This window comes from Marinobacter sp. (genome assembly GCF_046484525.1).
GTDB lineage: Bacteria > Pseudomonadota > Gammaproteobacteria > Pseudomonadales > Oleiphilaceae > Marinobacter.
Genome location: NZ_JAWOIS010000071.1, coordinates 1 through 25,147, shown reverse-complemented (window position 1 = coordinate 25,147; position 25,147 = coordinate 1). Strand labels below are relative to the sequence as shown.

The following is a 25,147-nucleotide window of genomic DNA, read 5'->3' as shown; positions in this document are numbered from 1 at the left end:
TGGCGGCGTCCGGCAGATTTGTTTTCAGTGGGCTTGCCGCGGATCAATCCCCGAAGTAGCAGATCAGGCGATGGCTGATGACATCCGCGCGAAGGTGCAGGGACGGATCGTCCATGGTAGTGACGAGAATGGCATTTTCCGGCCGCGCTTCCGGCTCGGTCTCCCGGGATGCAGACTCCAAAAGACCAGGCTGGTAACGGCATTGCCCGTCGTCCGGGAACAGGGTCACGTAAGCCGTACCGGTTTCCACCAAATCCCGGAAGAAGTGGGAACCATAGGAGAGATCCGGCACCATATCCCCGGCTTTCTCCGATACTTCCACCAGCACCGATACCCCCGCGATATCGGCAAAACGCACCGGCACACCCAGCTCGGGGCTGCTGGTACCCCAGCGGCCCGGGCCGATCAGCAGGGTGTGACCCTCGCCCCGGCGCACGGTCTCTCCCACCAGTCGGGCGACCTCATAGCGCTGGCCGGTGGTCAGCCGTGAGTAGACCGAGGCGTCGATGCGAATTACCCGGTCCAGGGTCAGGTTGATATTGCCGCCCATGAAATGGCCTTCGGTCCGGAACAGCACCCGCCCGGGGTCCGGCTCTTCCGCCAGGGTCACCGGGCCGGTTTCACCGATGGTGGCCAGGGGGCGACACTGCACCAGATTGAACGAGGGCTCTCCCTGGCGATTCAGTTGCAGTGTGAACTCCACGTCCACCGGATGCCGGTAGCTGGACTCGAGGGTTCTCAGCAGCCGGGACAGGCGTTCGATGAACCGGGTCCGTTTCACCAGCGGCGTGAACGTCAGCCGCCAGACCGGTACGGCGAGCCCGAGCTGTTCTGCCCGTTCGGTGGTGGGACGGTCCACCTCGGCCAGCTGCTGTATGGGCAGCGCCGGCACGTGCAGTGCTGCTCGTTGTTGGCCAGGGCCCGGCCCGCTTCCTGAAACAGTTTGTCCCAGTAATCCAGCAGTGGCTGGCGGTGCAGGTAATCCCGCTCCAGACTAGCCTGGACGCGGGTTGCGTCGCTGCTGTCGGTGATGGGCTCGAACCGGCCATCCTGTTCCCGGTGCGTCAGGAACATGGTCGGCGACTGCCGGCGCCAGGCCTTGATGGGATGAATTTGTATCTCCGGGCCATCCCGATGCACGTCGATCATCACCTGAGTGGTTTCCCGGATCCGGTCCAGGGTCATGCGGGAGTGGCGTTCCGGGTGCAGGGTGAACCAGGCGACCGTATCCAGTTCGAACAGGAACGGACACACTACGCGGGAAAAATTGCCCACCATGGCATCGGTGGCCCAGGCATTGAGCAGTTCGCTCAGGCAGTCACACACATAGAAGGCGCCGCGGCCGTGTTCTTCAATCAGACGCCAGACCACGTTACCGCCGATTCCGAGGCCATCCAGAACCTCGTCCAGCCCGGCCAGGCCGGTAGAAACCCGGTCGGTCGGCTGGAGAGGCTCGTTGCTGGTCATGGCCGAATCAGATCACACCCATGGCGTTCATCGCCCTGGCAACACGGAGGAAACCAGTGATATTGGCCCCCAGCACGTAGTTGCCTTCCGCGCCGAACTTGGCGTCTTTACCGTTCAGCTCGTTCTGGGTGGCGCAGGGCAGGGCCACATCGCACGGAACGCTCCAGATATTGCCGCCTTCCACGTACCTGGCATCCTGGTGGAATTCAGTGTAGGCGCTGATACGACGGCGCTCCACTTCCTTGATGCGCTTGACGGTATTCAGGTCGATACCGTTTTCATCCACGATGATGCCCTGGGAGTCGGAGCAGGCAATCACCTTGGCGCCCAGCTCGTGGCATTTCTCGATGGCATAGATTGCCACGTTGCCGGAGCCCGAAACCACTACGGTCTTGCCCTCCAGAGAATCACCGCGGGCCTTGAGCATCTCCTGGGTGAAGAACACGGTGCCATAACCGGTTGCTTCGGTACGGGCACGGCTGCCACCCCAGTCCAGACCCTTGCCGGTGAAGACACCGGATTCATATCGGTTGGTGATGCGCTTGTACTGGCCGAACAGGTAGCCAATCTCTCGGCCGCCCACGCCGATGTCACCGGCGGGAACGTCAGTGTACTCGCCCAGATGGCGGTAGAGTTCGGTCATCAGACTCTGGCAGAAACGCATGATCTCGTCGTCTGATTTGCCTTTCGGATCAAAGTCACTCCCGCCCTTGCCGCCCCCGATGGGCAGGCCGGTCAGGGCATTTTTGAAGATCTGCTCAAAGCCCAGGACTTTGATGATGCCCAGGTAAACAGAAGGGTGGAAACGCATGCCTCCCTTGTAGGGGCCCGGGGCGCTGTTGAACTCGACGCGGAAGGCGCAATTGATATGAATCTCGCCCTTATCGTCCTGCCAGGGTACCCGAAAAATGATCTGGCGCTCGGGTTCACAGATTCGCTGGATGATTTTCTTGTCCGCGAATTCCGGGTCTTCACCAGGACGGGGCCCAATGGTTCCAGTACCTCGTGAACGGCCTGATGGAATTCGCTTTCGCCCGGATTACGGTGGAGTACGTCCTGGAAGATTGGTTCCAGTTTTTCGTCGAGTTTTGCCGTCATTGTGTTACCTGTTTCGGAACTGCTCGTTGAAAACGGCACGGGAAATTGGCCGTCCGGTCAGAAAATGGCATTGATTGCACCACAGTCGTTCAGTTTCTGGCAGGTTGCGCCCGGGATTCGTGCATAAAATCTCACCATAAATACCCATTAGGGGGTGCGGCATTGTGTCCCAAGCCCGCGACCAGGTTTGTCTTTATCATTGCCGGTAATCAACCCGATTTTCCCAGTCCCGTATTGGTGAGGAACTCTCAGGCATGACCGAGAAGCCCTTGGCACGCATTGTCGGCCTGATTCTGGCCGGATGTGCCACTACTTCCGCATTTTCCCAAGAACAGGATGGTGACCAGTTGTTGATCCGGGTTACCGAAGGCCAGTCTGCCGAGGCGGCCCGACTTTCAGAGGCCGCTATCCAGACCGAACCAGTGCAACGGTTATCTTCTGATGCCTCGGTATCGCTGTCGCGCATGGGTGGTCGGGGCCTGGATCCGGTTATCCGTGGCCAGAACGAAAATCGGGTTGACGTATTGCTGGACGGTATGCGAGTTGAGGGCGCCTGTCCGAGCCGTATGGACCCGCCCACCAGCCGCTTGAGCACGGCCTTGGCGCCAGTGCTGGAAATTCGCACCAGTAACCGAACCCTGCGCTGGGGCCCAATTACCGGTGGTCAGGTGGTAGCCACCACGGCGGCTCCCGAGTTCGCAGGCGATAACCGCACAACCGGCCACCTGACCCTGGGCGGTTCCGATAATGGCGAAGGTAAGCTGGTTAACGGCAGCGTGGCGGCCGGCAGCAAGGATGCTTTTATCCGATTTGCCGGAGGCTATGACGAGTCCGGCGATTACGAAGACGGCGACGGCAATGAAGTGCGCAGTTCCTACGAAAATGCCGAAGGCCGGGTAGACGGTGCCTGGACAGCCGACAACGGCTTTTACATCAAGGGCATGGTCAGCCGTCAGGAAGAGCGGGATGTGAAATTCCCTGGCCAGGGTATGGATGCACCGAAAACCGACACCGATCTGTATCGGCTGGAATTGGGTGCACCCGTGGCTGATGGTAATTGGAACCTGATGACCTGGCAGGCGGATGTGGACCATGTGATGGATAACTTCAGTCTGCGTGAGCAAACGGCATCCATGAAAATGCTGACTGCGTCCGAAACCCGTACCCAGGGTGTGCGGTTGACGCTGGACCAGCGTGCAACGGAGTACACAGACTGGGCTCTCGGCGTAGATTACGAAACGAATGAATGGGATGCGGCGTTAAACAGTGTAGATAAAGACGTTGTGGCATCTTACATCTGGCCGGGCGTGGAGCGGGATCGCGTGGGTGTGTTCTACGAGCAGTTCACCCGTATTCAACCCAACCTGCAGCTCGGCGCCGGTATTCGTTATGACCGTGTAGAGATGGAGGCGACAAAAGCCGACGAAACATACACGCTGAAGCAGCCGGACGGAACCGTGGTACCGATGAGTGCCACCAAGGCTTATGAGCAGGTTTATGGCACCACAAATACCGACGTTGCCGATGACAATATAAGTGGTTTTGTCAGCAGCGAGTGGCGTTATGCTCCGAATCGCAGTCTGGACGTGGTGGCCAGCCATAGTGTTCGCAGCCCGGGGGTTACCGAGCGTTATGTGAACAAGACGCTCGGCTGGGTGGGAAACCCGGATCTGGACACCGAGAAGCACAACAAGTTGGAAATCAGCTTGTCTGGTCGCGAAGGCAACTGGAGCTGGCGCCCGGCAATCTGGGTGGATCAGGTAGATGACTACGTTCTGCGCTCCCAGGATCGTTATTACAACATTGATGCCCGTCTGTTGGGCGTTGAAGGCCACCTGGGATGGAGCAACGGTACCTGGAGCACCAACAGCAAGCTGGCGTCTGTAAGGGGTGAAAACCGGGATGCCGACAAGGCCCTGCCTAGGATTCCGCCCATCCAGTTTATCCAGATGGTGGGCTGGCATTATCAAGGCCACGCCCTCGAAGTGGAATGGCAATTGGCGCGCCGGCAAGATCGGGTAGATCTGGAATCTGGTCTGGATCCGAGCACATCGCCGGGTTATGGCGTGTTTAATCTGTCCGGTACCCATCCTTTGATGGCGAACCTGAGCCTGACCTGGGCGGTGGATAACGTGTTCGACAAGACCTGGGCGGCGCACGTGAGCAAAGCAGATGCCTTGGGTGAGGAGTTTTTCAAGGTCAACGAGCCCGGCCGCACCGTGCGCACAGCGCTCACGGCCCGGTGGTAACGACTGATTATGGCGGTTACCCGCTTCTCATAGCCGGCGGGTGACATTCGGCCCTGCATGGATCCAACTCCTCCATGCAGGGCTTTTTTTGTGTCATATCAAAGCACTCCGGCGGCCATGGACTATGCTTGTGTACGATTACATTCCTGTGTGGTGCAACGATTGTTACCATGTAGTTATGAGCAAATAACCCAAAGGAATCAGGTGCCCATGGTTACCCGTTTACGTTTTCAACCCTGGCTGGCCGCCGTTTTATTGCTGATGCCCGCGCTGGTACTCGCCCAGCAGGGGGAGCTGGACATTGTCGAGGTCGAGCGTGCGCCCATCGAGGAGACGGTTCACCTGGACGGCGTCATCGAGGCGGTCCAGCAAAGCACTGTCTCTGCCCAGACCAGTGGCACCGTCCTGAAGCTTCCATTCGATGTGGACGATTCGGTGGCGGCGGGAGACCTGATTGTTCAGCTGGAAGACAGTGAACAGCGGGCGCGGCTGAGTCAGGCCCGGGCCGGACTCGAGGAAGCCACCGCGGCGCTGGCCGATGCCCGGCAGCGGTTTGAACGTATCGAGGTGGTCCATGAGCGGGGCCTGGTGTCGCGGCAGGAATTTGATCAGGCCCGGAACAACCTGACCGCGGCCCGAGCCCGGGTGGAACGTGCACAGGCTTCGATTGCCGAGGCCGAGGAACAACTGAGCTATACCCGCATCGTGGCCCCATACGGCGGCATCCTGACAGAGCGGCACGTGGAAATCGGGGAGGCGGTCAATCCCGGCCAGCCGCTGCTCAGTGGACTTTCCCTGGAGCAGTTGCGGGTGGTGGTCGATCTGCCCCAGAAATACGCGGACCTGGCCCGCTCCGAGCGACGGGCCACTGTGGCACTCTCGGACGGCCGGTTACTGGAAACCGGCGAGATGACGTTCTATCCCTACGCCGATCCGGCGACCCATACTTTCCGGTTACGGATGCGTCTGACCGAGCCGAACGGTTCGCTGTTTCCGGGAATGCTGGTCAAGGTCGGTGTGCCCGTTGGCGAGCGTGAGTCGCTCTGGATCCCGGCCAGCAGCCTGGTCCGCCACAGTGAGCTGAGGGCGGTGTTCGTGCTGGATGAGCAGGACCGGCCCCGCCTGCGTCAGGTGAGGGTGGGCACCCTGGACGGGGAGCGACTGGAGGTTCTCGCGGGACTGAGCGAGGGCGAGCGGATTGTACGCAACCCGGAGGTCCTGGTAGGCAGTGACCGGCTGAGCCTGTCCCGTGCCGCGGATGCTGGCGGGGAGGCAGGCCAGTGAGCGAGGAACTGCCGGGCGTCGGACCTTCCGGCGCCATTGCCCGGGTTTTTCAGGACAACAAACTGACGCCGTTGCTGGCGATACTGGCGGTTGTCCTGGGTGTGTTGGCGGTGATCATCACGCCCAAGGAGGAGGAGCCCCAGATCGACGTTACCATGGCGGATATCATGGTGGGCTTCCCGGGCGCGAGTACCCGGGAAGTGGAGAGCGCCATTGCCACACCGGCCGAACAGGTGATGAGCGAGATCCAGGGAATAGAGCATGTCTATTCCGTCTCCCGTCAGGGCCAGGCGGTGATCACCGTTGAGTTCGAGGTCGGGGTGCCCCGGCAGGAAGCGCTGGTGCGCCTGTACAACCAGGTCTACTCCAACCAGGACTGGCTGCCCGCAAATCTGGGTGCCACCCAGCCGGTAGTCAAACCCAAGGGCATTGACGATGTGCCGGTGATGACCCTCACTCTGTTCGATCCCGCCGGGCGCCACGCGGGCGAGGAGCTGACCCGGCTGGCACACATGCTGGAAGTGGCCCTGAAACGGGTGCCCGGTACCCGGGATGTCTACACTGTCGGTGGCGTGCCCGATCGGGTGGATGTACTGTTTGACCCGGCTCTGCTGGCGGGTTTCCAGCTCACTGTCGCGGATATCCAGAATGCCCTGCAGTCAGCCAACACCAGCAGTCAGGAATCCCGGATTACCCGTAACAATCTATCGATTCCGGTGCAGGTTGGCACCTTGCTGGAGACGGTGGAGGATGTCCGTAGCCTGGTGGTGGGCATGCACAACGGGGCCGCCGTTCACCTCCAGGATGTCGCCGAGATTCGCCGGGGTGGCACGGTGGTGGACCAGAGCGTCATGACCGGCTTCGGACCCGGCCGGCAGACCGGGCCTGTCGGAGAACCCGGAGAGGTCTACCCGGCGGTGACCCTGGCAGTGGCGAAAAAACCGGGTGAAAATGCTATTGATATCACCACGGCGATCCAGGAACGGCTGGAATTGCTCCGCAATCGCGCCCTGCCCATGGGAGTGGAGGTGCTGGTCACCCGGGATTATGGCGAGACCGCCTCCCAGAAAGCGCGCAAGCTGATTACCGACCTGATCTCCGCCACCCTGGCGGTGATGATCCTGGTGCTGGCCGCCATGGGCTGGCGCCAGGCGCTGATCGTCGGGATCGCGGTTCTGATCACCCTGTTGCTGACCCTGGTGTTCTCCTGGGCCTGGGGCTTCACCCTCAACCGGGTGTCCCTGTTTGCACTGATCTTCTCCATCGGGATTCTGGTGGATGATGGCATCGTCATTACCGAGAATATAAACCGGCGCATCCAGAATTCCCGAAGGGCGGTAAAGGACATCATTCCGGTGGCCGTTGACGAGGTTGGCACCCCCACCATCATGGCGAGCCTGACCATCATGGCTGCGTTGATCCCCATGGCCTTTGTCAGTGGCCTGATGGGGCCCTACATGAGCCCGATTCCGATCAATGCCTCCGCCGGGATGGTGATCTCCCAGGTCGTGGCCTTTGTGGTCGCACCCTGGCTGGCGTTCCGGCTGCTGCGGCACAAGAAGGGCCAGGCGGCCTCCGAGGCGACAGAGGCTTCGAATTCTGCGGAAGGCGTCAGCCCACTGAGCCTGAAGATTTTCCGCACCCTGTTGTCACCGTTCCTCGGCGATCATTCCTGGCGGCGCCGGTTCCTGGCCCTCGGGGTGGTACTCCTGACGGCCGGGGCCGCTTCCTTGCCGGTGTTCCAGGCGGTGATCCTGAAAATGCTGCCGTTCGACAACAAGTCGGAATTGCAGATCGTGGTGGACATGCCCGAGCGCACGCCCATGGAGAAAACCCAGCGGGTGTTGCTGGAGATGGGCCATTACCTGGAAACCGTGGACGAGGTGGCCAATTGGCAGACCTACGCCGGCACCTCCTCACCCATCAATTTCAACGGGTTGGTGAGGCAATATTACCTGCGTGGTGACCCGTACCACGGGGACATCCAGGTCAACCTGATGGGCGAAGAGAACCGGGAGCGGCAATCCCACGCGATTGCCCAGTCCCTGCGTGGTCCGCTGACGGACATCGGCGACCGGCATGGTGCCGAGGTCAAGATTGTCGAGGTGCCCCCGGGGCCGCCGGTGCTGTCGCCGGTGGTGGCTGAGATCTATGCTGTGGATAACGAGCGCCGGGCTGCGCTAGCGACCCGGGTGGCCGAGGGTATGACCAAAATCGAGGGCCTCGTGGATATCGATACCACGCTCGAAGCGCCCACCCGGCAGTGGGAGGTGGTGGTTGACCGCGCCCGTGCAGCGCGGCTTGGCGTTGCGCAGGCTCAGGTAGTGAGTGCCTTGCAGACCGCGCTGGGTGGCCGGGGTGTCAGCTTCCTGCACGATGACCATGCCAAATACCCGGTGCCGATCCGGATCATCCTCGGAGAGGGCGACAAAGCCCAGCCCTCGGCGCTGTTGTCGGTGAAGGTGCGCGGCCGCAGTGGTCAGCTGGTGCCGCTGACAAGTTTCGCCGAAATCCGGGAAGCGGACTGGATGGGGGCGATCTACCACAAGGACCTGCTGCCGGTGACGTATGTGACTGCGGATATGGCCGGGGAGATCGATTCGCCCCTGTACGGTATGTTTGCCATGATGGACCGGCTCAAACAGGACCCGGATGCGCCGGAGCAGTTTTTGATCAGTCAGCCTCCGCTGCCGGAGAAGGGCACGCTGAAATGGGACGGCGAATGGCAGATCACCTACGAGACCTTCCGGGATATGGGTGCGGCCTACAGCGTGGGCATTTTCATGATCTTCGTGCTGCTGGTGGCCCAGTTCCGGTCCTACATGCTGCCCCTGGTGGTGATGGCGCCGATTCCGCTTACCCTGATCGGCATTATGCCAGGGCATGCGTTGCTGGGGCGGGAGTTCACCGCCACCAGCATGATCGGCATGATTGCGCTGGCCGGGATCATCGTGCGCAACTCCATCCTGCTGGTCGTATTCATCCGCCAGTTGCTGGATGAGGGCGTAGATCTGGGTGAGGCGGTGATCCTCGCGGGTGCCGTGCGTATCAAGCCCATTGCCCTGACCGCGATTTCTGCAATGGTGGGCGCTTACTTCATCCTGAACGACCCGATCTTCAATGGTTTGGCCATCTCGCTGGTGTTCGGCCTGGCCATGTCGACCCTGTTTACCGTCATCGTGGTGCCGCTGCTGTACTACAACCTGGCCCGCTGCAAATGGCTCTAATGTGATTAGCGGGCGGGCCAGTAGCGCTGCATTTCCACGAACAGGAACGAGGCGCTCCAGGTGATCAGTACCAGCCCGGTCAGGCCCTCGATCCCGGTCAGATAACGTAACGGGCCGAGGGCTTCGATGTCACCGTAGCCCAGGGTGGTGAAGGTGGTGAAGGAGAAGTAGACGCAGTCCAGAAAACTGCCGTTGAAGTTGCCCAGCAGCTCACCCCAGCCATCGGCTTGATGCATGAGATAGTAGGGCACAGCGAAGAGCCAGACTTCCAGGGAATGGGCGGCCAGGCACCCCAGTACCGCAACAATGAGACGGAAATGTTGGCTCTGGCGCATTTTGGAGAGCAGTCCGCTCAGACGGACCAGCATGGCGTTGTGCAGCACGACAACCAGGCATACGATTACCACGTTTATTAATGTCACCAGGACCAGGTTGACGTGGGATTCCATGATCAGCCGCTCCACCACGCAAAAAAATTGACGCACCCACTATTCTGGGGGATCTGAAAACACCTTCAGATTGTATAGTAGATTCAATACCTTCGCGCGTCGCCCCGCGATCAACCTGACAGGCTAGTTACCGATGCTAAAACGTCTTTTGCCGCTGATCATTCTCGCCATCGGCATTGCCGGTTTTGTCTTCCTGAAAGCAACCCGGCCGGAGCCGACCGAAGTCAGTGTCTCCGAGCGCAGCTGGCAGGTGGATGTGCAGACCGTGCAACCAGGTGCTCACACGCCGGTTTTGCCTTTATATGGCGAGATCGTGGCTCCGGAGCAGGTGGACATCACGGCAACCCTGTCCGGTCGAGTCGCGGAGCGGCCGGTGGCCGAGGGGCAGGATGTCCGGGAGGGGGACCTGCTGTTGACCCTGTCCGAGGAAGATATTGCTCCGGTGCTGGCCCAAGCGCGGGCCCAGGTGGCGGACCTCGAAGCCCAGATTCGTTCCGAGCAGGTGCGTTTCCGTAATGATCTCAGGGCCCTGGAAAGCGAACAGGCGATTCTCGAGAATGCCCGTCGGCAGTTTGAACGCATACAGTCGCTGGTGGCGAGGAACCTGGCTTCCCGTGAGAATCTGGAAGCGGCCACCGATGGTCTGGCCCGGGCGGAACTCACCGTCAGCATCCGGCAGCGGGCGATTGACGAGCATCCGGCGAGGCTTCAGAGCCTCGAGTCGAAGCTCGAGCAGACACAGGCCAATCTGACCTCGGTGCAACGGGATGCCGAGCGGGCGCGGGTGGTTGCGCGCTTCGATGGCGTGGTCACCGGTATCCAGGTAGCCGCCGGCGACCAGGTCGCCCGTAACGAGCGGCTGTTATCGATCTATCCGGTGAAGGGGCTGGAGCTGCGGGCGCGGGTCCCGGAAGTTTTCCGGGCGGAGCTGCTCGACGCCCTTGCGAGGGGCGACCGGCTGGTGGCGACCGCCGGGACCGGCCACCGGTTCCGGTTGGTCCGGTTTGCCGGCCTGGCGGACCCGGCCGGGACCGAGGCCATTCTGGAGCTGATCGGTGAGCCCGGCGGGCTTAGGCCGGGCGGCCTGTTGCCGGTGACCCTGCAACGGCCGCCGAGACCCGATTCGGTAGCGGTGCCATTCAGTGCCCTCTATGGCGCGGGCAGTGTCTACCTGATGGGCGATGATGGCCGGATGCAACGGGTGGAGGTACAACGGATTGGCGAAGCCCGCAGCAGCAATGGCGAGCGCCAGCTGCTGATTGCCGGTGACGGCCTGGTGCCCGGAAGCCGGCTGATCACCACCCATCTGCCCAATGCCATTACCGGCCTGAAAGTGACTGTGGCGGAGCTGGCCGGGGAGTCGGGTCAATGAAGCGCAGGAAGGGGCTGATCGGCTTTTTTGTCCACCACCGGGTGGCGGGCAATCTGGTCATGCTGGTGATGCTGCTCGGTGGCGCCCTGGCGCTAACCCGCATGAATATCCAGTTTTTCCCGACCTTCGCCCTGGACGTGGTCAGTGTGCGGGTAGTCTGGAGCGGCGCATCGGCGGAGGATGTGGAACGGGGTATTACCGATCCCCTGGAGCAACGCCTGCGCAGCGTCGATGGCCTGAAAAAAATGACCTCCACCTCGGTCCAGAGTGTGTCGTCGATCACTCTGGAATTCCACGAGGGCACCAATCCGATCCAGGCACTGGACGATGTGCGTCAGCAAGTGGATGAATTCAATAACTTCCCCGCCGATGCCGAGGAGCCTCAGGTTGCCCGGGTGGAACGGTACGAACCTGTGGCGCGCCTTCTGGTGTACGGCGATGTGGATCGCAGTGAATTGCGCCAGCTGGTTTACCGTTACGAGGACGAGCTGCTGGAGCGGGGCATCGATCGGATCAACATCCGCGGCCTCCCGGAACAGCAGATCAGCATCGATGTGCCGGTGGAGCGCCTGGAATCTCTCAACCTGTCCCTGGACCAGATCGCCGACCGGGTCGCCGCCATCTCCCGGGATCTTCCCGCCGGCCTGCTGGCACAGCAGGACGCCACCCGCGAACTGCGTTCCGTCGAGCAGCGGCGCAGTCCGCAGGCCTTCGAGACCATTCCGGTACTCAGTGGTGACCGCATTCAGCTGAGACTGGGTGACATCGCCATCATCCGTCAGGAATCACAGGATAACCAGACAACGCTGCAAAACGAGGGCATGCCGGCGGTGGAGCTCCAGCTCCAGCGTGCGGAAAATGGCAACTCCCTGGCGGCGGCACAGGTGTTGGAAGGCTGGCTGGCCGATACCCGGCCGGTCCTGCCGCCCTCGGTGAAGATCGAGGTATACGATGAAACCTGGCAGCTGCTGGACGACCGCATCTCGCTGCTGGTGAACAACGGTCTCGGTGGCCTGGTGCTGGTGATCTGCCTGCTGTACCTGTTTCTGCCGGGGCGGGTGGCCTTTTGGGTGGCGGTGGGCATTCCAACGGCGTTCCTGGCGGCATTGGCGGTGCTCTGGCTGGCCGGTGGCTCCATCAACATGATCTCCCTGTTTGCCCTGATCATGGCGCTGGGGGTTATTGTCGACGATGCCATCGTGGTGGGGGAGGATGCCGACGCCCATGCCCGCATGGGCGAGCCGTCGATCTATGCCTCCGAAGGCGCCGCCAAACGCATGGTGTGGCCGGTCCTGGCCTCGTCCCTCACCACGGTGGCGGCCTTCATGCCGCTGCTGGTGGTGGGCGGTGTGATCGGCAATATCCTCGGGGATATTCCGATAGTGATGATCTGCGTGCTGGTGGCCTCGCTGGTGGAATGTTTTATCGTCTTGCCGGCGCACCTGCGCCATGCCTTTATCCCGCGCCAAACGACAACCGGCTCCGAAGAAACGGGTACTCGCAAGCCGAATTCGGTGGCGCGCTTGCGCAAGGGTTTCGAACAACGTTTCGATGCGTTCCGTGAGGGCCGCTTCCGCCGCTTTTCCCGTCTCAGCCTCAAGTACCGGGGGGTGACCGTCGCCAGTGCCCTGGCCCTGGCGACGGTCACCGTGGGCCTGCTGGTCGGTGGCCGGCTCGGGTTCAACTTCTTCCCGACCCCGGAGCCCTCGGTGTTTTATGCCAATGCCAGTTTCGTGGCCGGTACCGACGAGCACACGGTCGACCGGTTTTTGGAACAGATGCAGCGGGCCCTGAACGAGACCGAAGAGTCCTTTGGCAGTGAATTGATCCTGCATGCGGTGACTACCCTGGGGGCGACCCAAGGCGCCGAGGGCACCTCCCGCAATGGTGACGAGCTGGGCTCCATGCTGGTGGAACTGGTGCCGTCGGATCAGCGTTCGATGCGTAATCCGGGATTCATCGAGGCCTGGCGCAGCCGGCTGTCTCTGCCCGCGGGGATCGATAACCTGACCATTTCTGAGCGCCAGGCGGGGCCCCCCGGCCGGGATGTGAATGTCCGTCTGACCGGCGATGATGCCGAACGCCTCAAACGCGCCGCCGACGAACTGGCCCAGGCACTGGCCACCCTGCCGGGGGTGCTCGATGTGGAAGACGACATGCCCTGGGGTCGGGAGCAGCTGATCTATCAGGTCAGCTCCTACGGGGAGGCCCTTGGCCTGACCACCGCCGACCTGGGCCGGCAGCTGCGGGCGGCCTTTGACGGTCGTATTGCCCAGATCTATCAGGACGGGCGGGATGAAGTGGAAGTGCGGGTACAGTTGCCGCGGGATCAGCGGGAACGGTTGTCGACCCTTGCCCGCATGACCATCCGGATTCCCGATGGCCGCTTCGTGCCGTTGTCCCAGGTGATGAACCTGGATCATCGCCAGGGCTTCCAGGCCCTGCGCCACGCCGAGGGCAAGCTGGCAGTGGAAGTCACTTCCGCCCTGAACACCCGAGTGGCCACCACTGACCAGATTCTGGACAGCCTGCAGGCCGAAGCGCTTCCGGATATTGCCAGCCGCTATGGGGTGCGATATAGCTTCGAGGGCCGCGCCGCCGATCAGCGGGAGACCATGGCGGACATGAAGACCGGCTTGATGATCGGCCTGGCCCTGATGTACGTGGTGCTGGCCTGGGTGTTTGCCTCCTGGAGCCTGCCGTTGATCGTGATGGCGATCATCCCCTTTGCCCTGGTCGGTGCGCTGCTGGGCCACTGGATCATGGGCCTGCAACTGACCATCCTGTCCCTGTTCGGACTGTTTGGCCTGTCCGGAATCGTAGTCAACAACGCCATCATACTGGTGGCCTTCTACAACCAGCAGCGGCAGAAGGGCCTGGAGATCCAGGAGGCCCTGAACGAGGCGGCGGTACAGCGGGTGCGGGCGGTGTTGCTGACCTCCCTGACCACCATCGGGGGGCTGCTGCCGCTGCTGTTTGAAACCTCGCTCCAGGCCCAGTTCCTGATTCCCATGGCGACGTCCATTGCCTTTGGCCTGGGGTTGTCGACACTGTTGGTCCTGCTGGTGATCCCGGCGCTGCTGTCCTGGCTGGAGCAATTCCGTGAGTGGCGGGCCCGGCGTCATGGTGAGCACGCCGAACCCCTCGGGTCCCAGTCATGAATACACAGGAGGGAGCATGAACCAGCCGGTGCTGGAAGCCAGGGATCTGAGCAAGACTTTTACCAGCGGTACCGAACGGATCGCGGTTTTTTCCGGCCTGTCCATCTCTCTGGACGTGGGGCAGTCCCTGGCGCTGATGGGCCGCTCGGGCTCCGGAAAGAGTACCTTACTTAATCTGTTCTGTGGTCTGGAACGCCCCGACAACGGTGTGATTTCCCTGCTGGGCGAGCGCTTTGATTACCGGGAGGCAGGAGCCGCAGGGCAGCAGGAAAGGCGCTGGGCCCGGCTCCGGCGTCGCCAGATCGGGGTCATGTTCCAGGAAGCGAACCTGATGCCGGCATTGTCGCTGCTGGACAACGTCCGGCTCCGGGCTCGCCTGGCGGAGCAGCCCCTGGAGCAGTGCCAAACCTGGTTGGAGCGCCTGGGCATCAGTGAGCTCGCGGAGCGGTATCCGGACCAGGTATCCGAAGGCCAGCGCCAGCGTGCCGCACTTGCCATGGTTTTCGCCATGAACCCCGACCTGATCCTGGCAGACGAGCCCACCGGCAGTCTGGATCGCCGGACGGCCGAGGAAGTCACTACAGAGCTGTTCCGGTTGCAGGCACAGACCGGTGTCGCGCTTGTCCTGGCCACCCACGATCCGGAGTTGGCCGAGCAGTGCGAGGAAACCCTCGACCTGGCACACGGAGAGCCCGCCGGGCAAACACCATGAATCTGGGTACGGCACTATTCAGCCATTACCGTCGTCATCCCCTGCAGCTGATGGCCCTGGCGCTTATGATCCTGGTGGCGACTACCCTATGGTCGGGCGTGCGACAATTGACCGAGCAGGCGCGGTCCAGCCTGATCCAGAGTGAACAGGTGATTGCCGGACGGCAGCAAGTGGTGCGGGTGGACGGCGCCAGGCTGGCTGTCGGCGACTTTGTGACCCTGCGACGGGTCGGTCTCTGTGTGATGCCCTGGCTGGAAGTGCCCGTGAAGGGTGATGTGGGCCTCGTCATTGGAGTCGACCCACTTGCGGCGGCCTGTTTCAGCGGTGGTGGCAACCCCTTTGGCAGCGGGGACGTCCGGCTGGAAGGCGAACCCTTTGTCGATATCAGTGAAGCTGGTCGGCTGGCCCGGGTGTTACCGGAAACCGGACGAGCCGTTTCTCTGGTGCTGATTGCCTCCGACAGTGTAACGGCCGATGCTTTGCCTACCGGCTACCGACTCACCGCATTCAGCAAAGGCCCGGATACCGGCGAGCTGGGTGAGAGTTTCCTACTCAATCTGGATGCCCTGGGCATCCTGGTTTTGCTGATCACAGCCCTGCTGCTGCGCTCGGTCTATCGCCTGGGCATTGTCCAGCGCCGGGACAGCTTCGCCCTACTGCATCGTTTCGGTGTACCTCCGGCTCAGATTGTTCGCCGGCTGGTGCTGGAAATTCTGGTGCTGTCCGCGCTCTGTATCCTGCCGGGCCTCTGGCTCGGCAGTTGGTTGGCGGGACTGCTCGGTCAGGGCTTCGGGCGTTCCCTTCAGGGGCTGTTCGACGCGCCTTTGTATGCGATGCCCGGTCAGTGGCTGGCGCCGGCGCTCACCATGATGGCGGTGGTCCTGGTGGCCTGCCTGGTAGATTTCCTGCTGCCTGGAGCCTGGCGCGTTGCGGCCAGCCGGAGCAATGGCAAACTGGCCGTCGGGTTTCTGGTCACTGGTCTGGTTCTGGCGCTGCTGAGCCCGTCCCTGATCTGGGTGTTCGCAGCCGTCGCCATCGTCTTTGCCGGTGCCGGCCTGCTCACCCCGGCCCTGATCAACCGGCTCGCCGAACGCGCCGCGTGCGCCAGCGTTGACCCACTCAGTCGGTGGCGTTACCGCGAGCTGGCAGTCATGGCAAGGCAGCTGGCGTTGCCGGTTGTCGCTTTACAATTCACCCTGGCCATGGTGCTTGCGATCCAGACCCTGGTTACCACCTTCGAGGACACCTTTGATCGCTGGCTGGGGCAGCGCCTGGAGGCCGAGCTGTATGTTCCGGTGCCCGAAGGGCGGTCGGCCGAGGCCGCGGCCCGGTGGCTGGCGTCGCAGCCTGAGCTGGCAACGAGTGGTGCCTGGCACCGGGTGATCCGTGGCCGTGGCAGCGTGTCTGTCTCCGGCAGCGTCCCGGCGCCGGTGGACCTGTTCGCCGTGTCACCGGTTTCCTCCCTGGTAGCCGGTTGGGATTTACTCGTTTCTGGCGATGATCCCTGGGCTACCCTGACCCGCGGGGAAGCTGTGCTGGTGAACGAGCAGCTGGCGCGCCGGCTGGAACTTGGCGTCGGGGACCGCATCACACTTGAAGTGGCCGGCCAGCGACTGAATTTGCCGATTATCGGGATCTATGCCGACTATGGCCGGCCCGCCGGCGAGATACTGATCAGCGGTACGTTGCTTGTGGAGCATTTCCAGCCGGACTTCGAAAGTTTCTCCATTACCCCCGGAGCCTTGTCCCGGGCGGAGCTGATCAGCGGTCTTGAAGCGGTGTGGCAGGTTTCCGACCTTACCGTTCGCGACAACGAGGAAATCCGTTCCCTGGCGACTGGGGTGTTCGACCAGACCTTCCTGCTGACCCGAGCCATGACCGTCCTCACCCTGGCCCTGGCCGCCCTGGCGTTGCTGATCATGGGCTGGGTATTCTTCACCGGCCGCAACTGGTACTTCCGGCTGCTGGCCACCTGGGGCCTGTCCCGTCGAGAGGTGGCGGCCCAGCTGACCCGCCTGTCCGTCGGGCTGACCGGAAGCGTGGCATTGCTTGCACTGCCGCTGGGCATCTGGCTTACCTGGGTACTGGTGCATCGGATCAACCCCCTGGCCTTTGGCTGGTCGCTGCCGATGGCGGTCTACCCGGGATTCTGGGTGGAGCTGATCGGGCTCAGCCTGCTGATCGGCCTGGGCATCGCGCTGCTCATGGGGCGTCAGTTACGAGCAGGAGCGGCCTTGCCGGTATCGGCCAACAGCGTCGCAGGAGGAGAGCGATGAGACGGACGATTCTGGTCTTGCTGCCGATGGTGCTGGCGGGTTGCTCGCAGGAACCGGAACAGGCCGGTTTTGCCGGCCTGGCCGAACGTGCGGGTGAGCGCGGACAGCTGCCATACCTGCAGCCCGGACCGGACACCGGTCTGGCTTTCCCGGAGGATCTGGGCCCCCATCCACGCCACCGGATCGAGTGGTGGTATCTGACTGCAAATCTGAGAACCGAATCCGGTGAGCCGCTGGGACTGCAATGGACCCAGTTCCGACAGGCACTGGTGCCGAGAGCACCGGGGGCGGCACCCGAGCCTGGAGCCTGGCCACTGGAGGCGGCCTGGATGGCCCATGCAGCCGTGAGCTGGCAGGGGAAGCACGTCTTTGCCGAGCGCCTGGCCCGAGGGGATGTCGGTAATGCGGGGGGCGAGGCCCGGCCCTTTTCGGTGTGGCTGGATCACTGGCAGCTGGAGGCCGTCGCGGATAATCGCTGGCTGCTTCAGGTGCAGGCCGAAAACTTCGGTTACGACCTTGCCCTGGCCATTAACGATCAGCCGGTGGCCCACGGCATCAACGGTTTCAGCGCCAAATCCGACAGTGGTCAGGGCTCGATGTATTTCAGCTACGTGGATATCGCCATCAGCGGCACCGTCAGGTTTCAGGATCAGGCCGTGGAAGTGTCGGGGCACGGGTGGTTCGACCGCGAGTGGAGCAGCCAGTTTCTGAAGACCGGCCAGCAGGGCTGGGACTGGTTCGCCCTGCACCTGGATTCGGGGGACAAGCTCATGGCCTTCCGGTTGCGGGAGGAAGGTAATCCGTTTGTCTCGGGTAGCTGGATTCCGGCATCCGGCCAGGTACAGCCTCTGGATTCCGGGCAACTGGCCTTGTCAGTGATCGAGCAACGTGACGGCGTGCCGGTGCGCTGGCGAATTGAAGTGCCGGAGCAGGGTGTGAGCGTCGAGCTTTCCGCTCCTCCGGGGGACTATATGAATGAGGGGCTCTACCCGTATTGGGAGAGCCCTGTCGATGTCTCCGGCAGTCATACCGGAGAGGGTTACATGGAACTCACCGGGTACCGGTGAGTGCTCAGTCCAGCGAGGTGGCGCCAATCTTGTGGATGCTCACGTCCGCGCCGTTGAACTCTTCCTCTTCGCTCAGGCGCAGGCCGGAAACCGTCTTCACGATGCCGTAGACGATCAGGCCGCCGCCGAATGCGATAATCACGCCTCCCAGGGTGCCGACCAACTGGGACATCAGGCTGACGCCGCCGAGACCGCCAAGGGCTTGCTGGCCGAAGATGCCACAGGCAATGGCACCCCAGACACCGCAGACACCGTGCAGCGGCCAGACACCCAGAACGTCATCCAGGCGCTCAATCCTGTCCTGTGCCCACTCGAACAGAAACACAAAGATGGCTCCGGCAACACCGCCGGTAATCAGGGCGCCAACCGGGTGCATCAGGTCGGAGCCAGCACAGACGGCCACCAATCCGGCCAGCGGACCGTTGTGGATAAAACCCGGGTCCTTCTTGCCCAGCACCATGGCCACCAGAATGCCGCCGACCATGGCCATCAGGCTGTTGACCGCGACCAGGCCGCTGATGCCGTCAAGCGTCTGGGCGGACATGACGTTGAAGCCGAACCAGCCCACGGTGAGAATCCAGGCGCCCAGCGCCAGGAACGGGATGTTCGAGGGTGCAATGGCGACGACCCGACCGTTGCGATAGCGCCCTTTTCGGGCACCCAGCAGCAGGATGGCCGCCAGGGCCACCCAACCGCCGACCGCATGCACTACCACAGAGCCGGCGAAGTCGTGGAAGGATGCTCCAAACTGGCTCTCCAGCCAGGCCTGGAAGCCATAGTTGCCGTTCCAGATCAGTCCCTCGAAGAAGGGGTAGACCAGGGCCACGATCAGGCCGGAGCCGATCAGCATCGGATAGAACTTGGCGCGCTCGGCGATACCTCCGGAGATGATGGCGGGAATGGCAGCAGCGAAGGTCATTAAAAAGAAGAATTTGACCAGTTCATAGCCATTACCGGCGGTCAGCTCACTGGCCCCGGTCATGAAGTGGCTGCCGTAGGCAATGTAATAACCGACAAAGAAGTAGAGCACGGCTGAAACACCGAAGTCGGTCATGATCTTGACCAGCGCATTGACCTGGTTCTTGTGGCGCACGGTGCCGACTTCCAGGAAGGCGAAGCCGGCGTGCATGGCCAGCACCATGATGGCACCAATAAGGATGAACAGCGTGTTGGCGCTCTCCGTCAGGGTATGTACTGCACTCGTGATGTCCACGGGTTGATGCTCCTGATGTTGTATTTCCGGTCTCTGCGGACCGCTTTTGCATTGGCAGGGTGCATCTCAAGCAAGAGGTGTTCCAAAATAATGCAAATCAGGAGCAGGGCGGGGTTTGAGGAGGCGTGAGAGTTGGACCTCCCGGGAGATTGCAGAAAATCGCACTATACGGGTGCATCCCCCGGGAAAGTGCACCTATCTGGTGACATCCGCCCCTGGTGCCGACTGTGCTTCCTGGTGTTCCTTCCAGGCGGCGTAGCGGTGCAGGTCGGACTCAACCAGCTTCAGGCACAGGGCGACCACGCCGGCGTCGTCCAGGAAGCCAACCGCGAGAATCATGTCCGGAATGAAGTCCAGCGGGTTGAGGACGTAGAGCAGGGCACCGGCGACCGCGGCAATGGTTTTCCAGGGTACCGAGCGATAGTTGCCGTACCAGTAGTCCCGGATCATCGAGAACATCAGTTTGATGTCCGCACCGAAGCGTTCGAGTTTACCGCTGCCTTTGACCTTCTCTTCAATCGCCCGTTGCCGGTCCAGCAGGGTTTCCAGATCTTCCCGGTGGACTTTCGATGCCTCGGCATCCAACTGTTGGCGGGCCTTCTTTTCGCTGAACAATGCCATTCCTGTTCCTTGACCGGTTGAGCGTTTGGAAATTATCCCACAAATATCCGCTTGGCCAAGGATGCTCCGCGCCAGCCCCGGATGGCCAGGGTCGTGATGAGTCCACCAATCATTGCGCCCACGACACCGCAGGTGAGGATGTCCTGGCCCGTCAGGTAGAGCCCCGGGATGGGGGTTTTTGGCCTCAGCCAGTCCTGTTCGAAGCGCTCGGGGTTGTGGTCCAGACCATAGAGTTCGCCGCGGCCGTAGCGGCAGAACCAGGCCGTGGACAGCGGTGTGGAGGTCTCCACATAGTCCACCTTGCCTCGCAGCTGGGGCAGCTTCTGGTACATGATCTCCAGCAGCTGGTCGGTGATCCTGGCTTTCAGGGCCTCGTAATCCTCGCCCCGCTTGCCCCAGATGGTGTCTTGCCAGGGCTCGAACATGTCCCAGGTGGTCGGCGCCACAATCTCGATGGTGGACGTACCCGGCCAGCGGTTCTGGTAATCCGGATCCTTGGCGGCAGGGAAGGAGATATAGACCACAGGGTACTCGCTGTGGTCCGGGTCCTTCAGGAACCGTTCCACGTTGTCGTCGTGACAGGCGCTCGGGTAGATCCAGTAGTTGGTCCGGGGCAGGCCCAGCTCCTCCGGTGTGCCTGTCAGACCGATGTAAAGGCCAATGTGGGGCATGGACGGCGTGATGTGCTCACGCTTGCGTCGGTAGCCGGTGATCTCCCGACCCTCCTCCGGCAGCAGCTTTTCGAAGGTATTGATGATACCCGCGTTGCTGATGACCCGGGAAGCCCGGATTTCCTCACCGTCTGCCATGCGCACGCCGACGGCGCGGCCCTTCTCCAGCAGGATCTCGGTGACATCGGCGTAGGTGAAGACCTCACCGCCGGAGGCCTGGATCACCGGAATGATCGTTTTGGCAATCTCGGAAGCACCGCCGACCGGGTAGAAACCGCCATACAGATAGTGCTTGGCGATCAGGGCGTGGACCATGAAGCTGGAATGGCTTGGCGTGACGCCGCAGTCGCCCCACTGGCCGGTGATAGCGCCGATCAGTTCCTCGTTGTCGGTGAGTTCGGCGAGGACTTCGCGGGTGGTGCGGTTGAAACAGTCCGGCAGGGCGACGTTGAGCCCCTTATGGATCAATGGGTCCAGGATGCCGGGCGTCAATTTGGACAGGGTATACCACTGCATGCCGTCGGAGACTTTGCCCAGCAACCGGATATAGCCGTCAATCGCCTCCTGTTCGTACGGGAAGGCTTCCAGCAGGGACTGGCGCAGCCCTTCCTTGCCGGCGCGCAGGTTGACTACCTTCTCACCCAGGTAGAAACGGTCGTAGACCTCGTCCATGGGCGCCCACTGCAGCTTGCCGTCGGTGATGTAATCGAACAGGCGGCGGCCGAGGGTGTGGGGCGAGCCCATGTCGCCGATGTAGTGCACTCCCACGTCCCATTCATAGCCGTTGCGGGCGTAACTGTGGGTGTAACCGCCGGCGGTGTAGTGCTGTTCCAGTACCAGGACTTTCTGACCGGCCTTGGACAGGCAGGCAGCGGTGGTAAGACCGCCGATGCCGGAGCCAATAACGATGGCGTCGTAGGGACCTTCGAGCCGGTTGGCCCGGTAGCGCCGGCCGATGCGGATGGTGCTGGGTTTGAGTTTGTCAGATGACGGACTGGTTACCACCACGCCTTCCCCCACATTTCCGGATTGGCCCAGTTGTCGGGATTGTTCCACGCCCGTTTGTGGTTGTAGGTGTCCAGGTTGTAGGTGTAGAGCGTGAGTGTGCCGTTATCGGTCTCGATCTCGGCGTGGCGACGGAAACCCAAGCCGATGAAGTCGGTAAAGGCCCAGCCGGGTGTCTCGCCCACCAGCACCGCAATCTGGTGGGTGCCGTAGTTGCGCAACTGGCCGAGCAGAAGGGCCCCTTCGTCGAAGGGCAGGTGCTCCAGGGTGTCGGTCACCAGGGCGAGGTCCTTGACCGAATCCGGCGGCAGTTCCGCGTTGGGATCTGTCATGTCCAGGAGTTGCAAATGGGTATCCGGCTTCTGGTCGCACCAGAGCCTGGCCACCTGCAGGGCGGTCGTGCCACAGCAGAGCAGGCTGTCGGGCTGTGCGGTATCCAGGATACGGGCCAGGATCGCGGCGGCATTCGGTTCAGGGTTCGTCATGACAGGGGCCAGTCAGCTGCGTCAACGGTATGGAGTCCCACGGGTTGTTCGGCATGGCCACCCCAGCGATCGATGAAGGTGCCGCAGGGGTCGTACTGGTTCGCCTGTTTTTCCAGGTTGAACTGGCGCAAGCCCCGGGGATCGGAGCCGACACCAGCCAGATACTGCCAGTTGCCGTAGTTACTGCCTACATCATAGTCGATAAGTTGCTCCTGGAACCATGCCGCGCCGTAACGCCAGTCCAGTCCCAGTTCGTTCACGAAGCAGCTGGCCACCAGTTGCCGGGCCCGGTTGCTGATATAGCCGGTCTCCCGCAACTGGTTCATGGCGGCATTGACGATCGGGTACTCGGTGTTGCCCTCGCACCAGGCCCTGAAACGGTGGCCATAGAAGGTCGCAGGCCGGCGTTTGCGTTGTACGCCATCCCGGCGAAACAGGTTGGCACCGTGTTTCAGGGCGTACCAGAAGAAATATTCCCGCCACAGCAGCTCGAACCAGAGCCAGTAGGTGGACTCGTTGCTGGTTTCACGACGCTCGTATCCGGCAATGCTCTCGGCCACTTCCCGCACCGACAGGCAGCCATTGGCCAGCCACGGTGAAAGCTTGGAGGAGGCGTCCCAGCTGTCCAGGGCATTGCGGGTCTCCTTGTAGCGGGCAATGCCGTGGTTGATGAACAGGAACTCCCGGAGGCGATTCAGGGCCGCATCCTCGCCACCGGTGAACTGCAGCGCATGCACCGGTTCCGGAATGGGCGGGCACTCACCCCGGTTGTCCTCGGGAAAACCGGGGGCCGGCGGTAACGCCGTCAGGGTGCGGATGCGCATCTGCTCGCTGTACCGGTGCCCGGTTTTCTCCACTTGTTTGCGGAACTGGGAGAAGGTGTCGGGCAGTTCCGCCAGGGGCATCGGCAACGCCCCTTCGGTGAACAGGGACAGGGTCTCGAATTGCTGGAACACCGTGCCCGGCAGCGCCTCCTTGAGGACCTGCCACTGCGCTGCTTCCTCGGTGCCGGGCAGGCGCGAACGCACCACCCGGCCAATGCCATGGGCGTGGACCAGCCCCGGAATGACCTGTTCCGGCTGGCCGAAGGCAATGTGCAGGCGCTGTCCCATGGGCCTAAGGCTTCGTTCCAGGGCCATCAGGCTCTGCCACAGGAAACGCCAGCGATGACTGCCCATGGCCTTCCTCTGGAGGCCGCCAGTGGCAAACCAGCGCGGATCCACCACGTAGACACACAGCAGCATGCCCGAGCGGGCGGCGGCCAGCAGGGCAGCGTTGTCATGCAGGCGCAGGTCCCGTGTAAACCAGTAAAGTGTCTGCAACGTTTTGCTCTCCCTCCTACGGTGCACTCTACGTTGGAATGTCCCGTAATTACGGTGATCACGTCAAACAGGATTGGCCGTGGCAGTAATGGTGCTAGAGTAAGCTGACCTCAACCGGAACAAGGAGCCCAGATATGATCAAATCCCGCGCTGCGGTGGCTTTTGAAGCCAACAAGCCGCTTGAAATCGTCGAAGTGGACGTGGAACCGCCGAAAGAGGGCGAGGTTCTGATACGAATCGTGGCGACCGGTGTCTGTCACACCGATGCCTACACCCTGTCCGGAGCCGATCCCGAGGGCCTGTTCCCGACTATCCTGGGTCACGAAGGCGGCGGTATTGTTGAGGCGGTCGGTCCCGGTGTCAAAGACCTTCAGGTCGGTGACCATGTGATTCCGCTCTATACCGCCGAGTGTGGCAAGTGCAAATTCTGCACCTCGGGCAAGACCAACCTGTGCGGCGCCGTGCGCGAGACCCAGGGCAAGGGCGTGATGCCGGACGGCACCTCCCGCTTCTCCTACAAGGGCCAGCCGCTGTACCACTACATGGGCTGCTCCACCTTCTCCGAGTACACCGTGCTGCCGGAAATCTCCCTGGCCAAGATTCCCAAGGAAGCCCCCTTGGACAAGGTCTGCCTGCTCGGTTGTGGCGTCACCACCGGCATCGGTGCCGTGCTGAACACCGCGAAAGTGGAGGAAGGTGCGACTGTCGCAATCTTCGGTCTCGGCGGCATTGGTCTGGCCGCCATCATCGGCGGCAAGATGGCGAAGGCTGGCCGCATCATCGGTGTCGACATCAACCCGGGCAAGTTTGACATCGCCAAACAGCTGGGCGCCACCGACGTGGTCAACCCCAACGACTACGGCAAGCCGATCCAGGAAGTGATCATCGAGATGACCGACGGCGGTGCCGACTACACCTTCGAGTGTGTGGGCAACGTCAAGCTGATGCGCGCGGCGCTCGAGGCCTGCCACAAGGGCTGGGGCGAATCCACCATCATCGGCGTTGCCGGTGCCGGCGAGGAAATCAGCACCCGCCCGTTCCAGTTGGTTACCGGCCGGGTCTGGCGCGGTTCCGCCTTCGGTGGTGTGAAGGGTCGCACCGAGCTGCCGGGCTATGTGGAGAAGGCCGAGAAGGGTGAGATTCCGCTGGATGTGTTCATCACCCACGAGATGAAGTTGGAAGACATCAACAAGGCCTTTGACCTGATGCATGAGGGTAAGAGCATTCGGTCTGTGATTCATTTTTGATGGTTAGACGGATCGATGACTCAATGAATCACCGATCCGTCAGCTTCAGCTCAATCCTCCGGTTCTTCTGTAACGCCTCCGGACTGGTGCCTTCCGCCACCGGGAAGAATTCACCGAAACCGGCGGCCACCATCCGCCGCTCGGGTACCCCTTGGGCGGCCAGGTAGCGAACCACCGCCACCGCCCGGGCGGTGGACAACTCCCAGTTGGAGGGGAATTTC

19 protein-coding genes are annotated in these 25,147 nt (G+C 62.0%); 9 read left to right on the top strand and 10 right to left on the bottom strand.

The window, feature by feature from the left end; genetic code table 11:
• Positions 1 to 43: 43 nt before the first annotated feature.
• The 3 genes from R6W86_RS15080 to R6W86_RS15070 are packed head-to-tail and all read right to left on the bottom strand — an operon-like array spanning position 44 to position 2,335.
• Positions 44 to 892, bottom strand: a complete 849-nt coding sequence (locus tag R6W86_RS15080) for a PEP/pyruvate-binding domain-containing protein (RefSeq protein ID WP_410330181.1) — start codon at positions 890 to 892, stop codon at positions 44 to 46.
• Positions 796 to 1,467 carry a hypothetical protein gene (locus R6W86_RS15075; RefSeq protein ID WP_410330180.1) on the bottom strand — a complete coding sequence of 224 codons (672 nt, stop codon included), beginning with the start codon at positions 1,465 to 1,467 and terminating at the stop codon, positions 796 to 798. The genes R6W86_RS15080 and R6W86_RS15075 overlap by 97 nt, the downstream gene beginning before the upstream one ends.
• A gap of 7 nt (positions 1,468 to 1,474) precedes the next feature.
• Complete coding sequence (locus tag R6W86_RS15070) at positions 1,475 to 2,335, bottom strand: Glu/Leu/Phe/Val dehydrogenase dimerization domain-containing protein (RefSeq protein ID WP_410330242.1); 861 nt, start codon at positions 2,333 to 2,335, stop codon at positions 1,475 to 1,477.
• Positions 2,336 to 2,819: 484 nt separating this feature from the next.
• Between R6W86_RS15070 and R6W86_RS15065 the strand changes: the two genes are divergently transcribed.
• The 3 genes from R6W86_RS15065 to R6W86_RS15055 all read left to right on the top strand — a co-directional run bounded on the left by R6W86_RS15065 (position 2,820) and on the right by R6W86_RS15055 (position 9,325).
• Complete coding sequence (locus R6W86_RS15065) at positions 2,820 to 4,814, top strand: TonB-dependent receptor domain-containing protein (protein ID WP_410330179.1); 1,995 nt, start codon at positions 2,820 to 2,822, stop codon at positions 4,812 to 4,814.
• Positions 4,815 to 5,024: 210 nt separating this feature from the next.
• The gene (locus R6W86_RS15060) at positions 5,025 to 6,098 is read left to right on the top strand and encodes an efflux RND transporter periplasmic adaptor subunit (protein WP_410330178.1); all 1,074 of its coding nucleotides are present in this window, start codon (positions 5,025 to 5,027) and stop codon (positions 6,096 to 6,098) included.
• Positions 6,095 to 9,325, top strand: coding sequence for an efflux RND transporter permease subunit (locus tag R6W86_RS15055; RefSeq protein WP_410330177.1), 3,231 nt, complete (start codon positions 6,095 to 6,097; stop codon positions 9,323 to 9,325). Before R6W86_RS15060 ends, R6W86_RS15055 begins: the two co-directional genes overlap by 4 nt.
• A 5-nt stretch (positions 9,326 to 9,330) precedes the next feature.
• Here R6W86_RS15055 and R6W86_RS15050 read toward each other — a convergent pair whose 3' ends face one another.
• Positions 9,331 to 9,756 carry a potassium channel family protein gene (locus R6W86_RS15050; protein WP_410330241.1) on the bottom strand — a complete coding sequence of 142 codons (426 nt, stop codon included), beginning with the start codon at positions 9,754 to 9,756 and terminating at the stop codon, positions 9,331 to 9,333.
• A 151-nt stretch (positions 9,757 to 9,907) separates the two neighbouring features.
• Here R6W86_RS15050 and R6W86_RS15045 point away from each other — a divergent pair, with 151 nt between their 5' ends.
• Genes R6W86_RS15045 through R6W86_RS15025 form a run of 5 tightly spaced genes read left to right on the top strand, consistent with a single transcriptional unit; the run spans position 9,908 to position 18,362 of the window.
• Entirely contained in the window at positions 9,908 to 11,146 is a 1,239-nt protein-coding gene (locus R6W86_RS15045; RefSeq protein ID WP_410330176.1) for an efflux RND transporter periplasmic adaptor subunit, read from the top strand.
• The gene (locus R6W86_RS15040) at positions 11,143 to 14,307 is read left to right on the top strand and encodes an efflux RND transporter permease subunit (protein ID WP_410330175.1); all 3,165 of its coding nucleotides are present in this window, start codon (positions 11,143 to 11,145) and stop codon (positions 14,305 to 14,307) included. The genes R6W86_RS15045 and R6W86_RS15040 overlap by 4 nt, the downstream gene beginning before the upstream one ends.
• Positions 14,308 to 14,323: 16 nt before the next feature.
• Positions 14,324 to 15,019, top strand: coding sequence for an ABC transporter ATP-binding protein (locus tag R6W86_RS15035; protein WP_410330174.1), 696 nt, complete (start codon positions 14,324 to 14,326; stop codon positions 15,017 to 15,019).
• Positions 15,016 to 17,295: an FtsX-like permease family protein gene (locus R6W86_RS15030; protein ID WP_410330173.1), complete on the top strand. Its 2,280-nt coding sequence runs from the start codon at positions 15,016 to 15,018 to the stop codon at positions 17,293 to 17,295. The genes R6W86_RS15035 and R6W86_RS15030 overlap by 4 nt, the downstream gene beginning before the upstream one ends.
• Positions 17,292 to 18,362, top strand: coding sequence for a lipocalin-like domain-containing protein (locus R6W86_RS15025; RefSeq protein ID WP_410330172.1), 1,071 nt, complete (start codon positions 17,292 to 17,294; stop codon positions 18,360 to 18,362). Before R6W86_RS15030 ends, R6W86_RS15025 begins: the two co-directional genes overlap by 4 nt.
• Positions 18,363 to 18,366: 4 nt before the next feature.
• Here R6W86_RS15025 and R6W86_RS15020 read toward each other — a convergent pair whose 3' ends face one another.
• From R6W86_RS15020 to R6W86_RS15000, 5 genes are all read right to left on the bottom strand, one after another.
• A complete protein-coding gene (locus R6W86_RS15020) occupies positions 18,367 to 19,575 on the bottom strand; it encodes an ammonium transporter (RefSeq protein ID WP_410330171.1) in 1,209 nt (402 codons plus the stop codon).
• Positions 19,576 to 19,770: 195 nt separating this feature from the next.
• A complete protein-coding gene (locus tag R6W86_RS15015) occupies positions 19,771 to 20,196 on the bottom strand; it encodes a YkvA family protein (RefSeq protein ID WP_410330170.1) in 426 nt (141 codons plus the stop codon).
• Positions 20,197 to 20,228: 32 nt separating this feature from the next.
• Positions 20,229 to 21,872 (bottom strand): phytoene desaturase family protein, encoded by a 1,644-nt coding sequence (locus tag R6W86_RS15010; RefSeq protein ID WP_410330240.1) that lies wholly within the window; start codon positions 21,870 to 21,872, stop codon positions 20,229 to 20,231.
• A complete protein-coding gene (locus R6W86_RS15005; protein WP_410330169.1) occupies positions 21,866 to 22,357 on the bottom strand; it encodes a DUF6231 family protein in 492 nt (163 codons plus the stop codon). The genes R6W86_RS15010 and R6W86_RS15005 overlap by 7 nt, the downstream gene beginning before the upstream one ends.
• On the bottom strand, positions 22,354 to 23,679 hold the full coding sequence (locus R6W86_RS15000) for a DASH family cryptochrome (protein WP_410330168.1): 1,326 nt from the start codon (positions 23,677 to 23,679) through the stop codon (positions 22,354 to 22,356). Before R6W86_RS15000 ends, R6W86_RS15005 begins: the two co-directional genes overlap by 4 nt.
• Positions 23,680 to 23,813: 134 nt before the next feature.
• Between R6W86_RS15000 and R6W86_RS14995 the strand changes: the two genes are divergently transcribed.
• Positions 23,814 to 24,926, top strand: coding sequence for an S-(hydroxymethyl)glutathione dehydrogenase/class III alcohol dehydrogenase (locus R6W86_RS14995; protein WP_410330167.1), 1,113 nt, complete (start codon positions 23,814 to 23,816; stop codon positions 24,924 to 24,926).
• Positions 24,927 to 24,954: 28 nt separating this feature from the next.
• Here the strand turns inward: R6W86_RS14995 and R6W86_RS14990 are convergent.
• Positions 24,955 to 25,147 (bottom strand): OmpA family protein (locus tag R6W86_RS14990; RefSeq protein ID WP_410327983.1); only part of this gene is annotated, 193 nt, incomplete at its 5' end.

What these genes read in the sequence shown, in the direction of transcription:
- R6W86_RS15075 (WP_410330180.1), bottom strand. Translation starts at nt 1,467, where the DNA reads ATGACCAGCAACGAGCCTCTCCAGCCGACCGACCGGGTTTCTACCGGC.
- R6W86_RS15065 (WP_410330179.1), top strand. Translation starts at nt 2,820, where the DNA reads ATGACCGAGAAGCCCTTGGCACGCATTGTCGGCCTGATTCTGGCCGGA.
- R6W86_RS15060 (WP_410330178.1), top strand. Translation starts at nt 5,025, where the DNA reads ATGGTTACCCGTTTACGTTTTCAACCCTGGCTGGCCGCCGTTTTATTG.
- R6W86_RS15045 (WP_410330176.1), top strand. Translation starts at nt 9,908, where the DNA reads ATGCTAAAACGTCTTTTGCCGCTGATCATTCTCGCCATCGGCATTGCC.
- R6W86_RS15040 (WP_410330175.1), top strand. Translation starts at nt 11,143, where the DNA reads ATGAAGCGCAGGAAGGGGCTGATCGGCTTTTTTGTCCACCACCGGGTG.
- R6W86_RS15035 (WP_410330174.1), top strand. Translation starts at nt 14,324, where the DNA reads ATGAACCAGCCGGTGCTGGAAGCCAGGGATCTGAGCAAGACTTTTACC.
- R6W86_RS15030 (WP_410330173.1), top strand. Translation starts at nt 15,016, where the DNA reads ATGAATCTGGGTACGGCACTATTCAGCCATTACCGTCGTCATCCCCTG.
- R6W86_RS15025 (WP_410330172.1), top strand. Translation starts at nt 17,292, where the DNA reads ATGAGACGGACGATTCTGGTCTTGCTGCCGATGGTGCTGGCGGGTTGC.
- R6W86_RS15015 (WP_410330170.1), bottom strand. Translation starts at nt 20,196, where the DNA reads ATGGCATTGTTCAGCGAAAAGAAGGCCCGCCAACAGTTGGATGCCGAG.
- R6W86_RS15005 (WP_410330169.1), bottom strand. Translation starts at nt 22,357, where the DNA reads ATGACGAACCCTGAACCGAATGCCGCCGCGATCCTGGCCCGTATCCTG.
- R6W86_RS14995 (WP_410330167.1), top strand. Translation starts at nt 23,814, where the DNA reads ATGATCAAATCCCGCGCTGCGGTGGCTTTTGAAGCCAACAAGCCGCTT.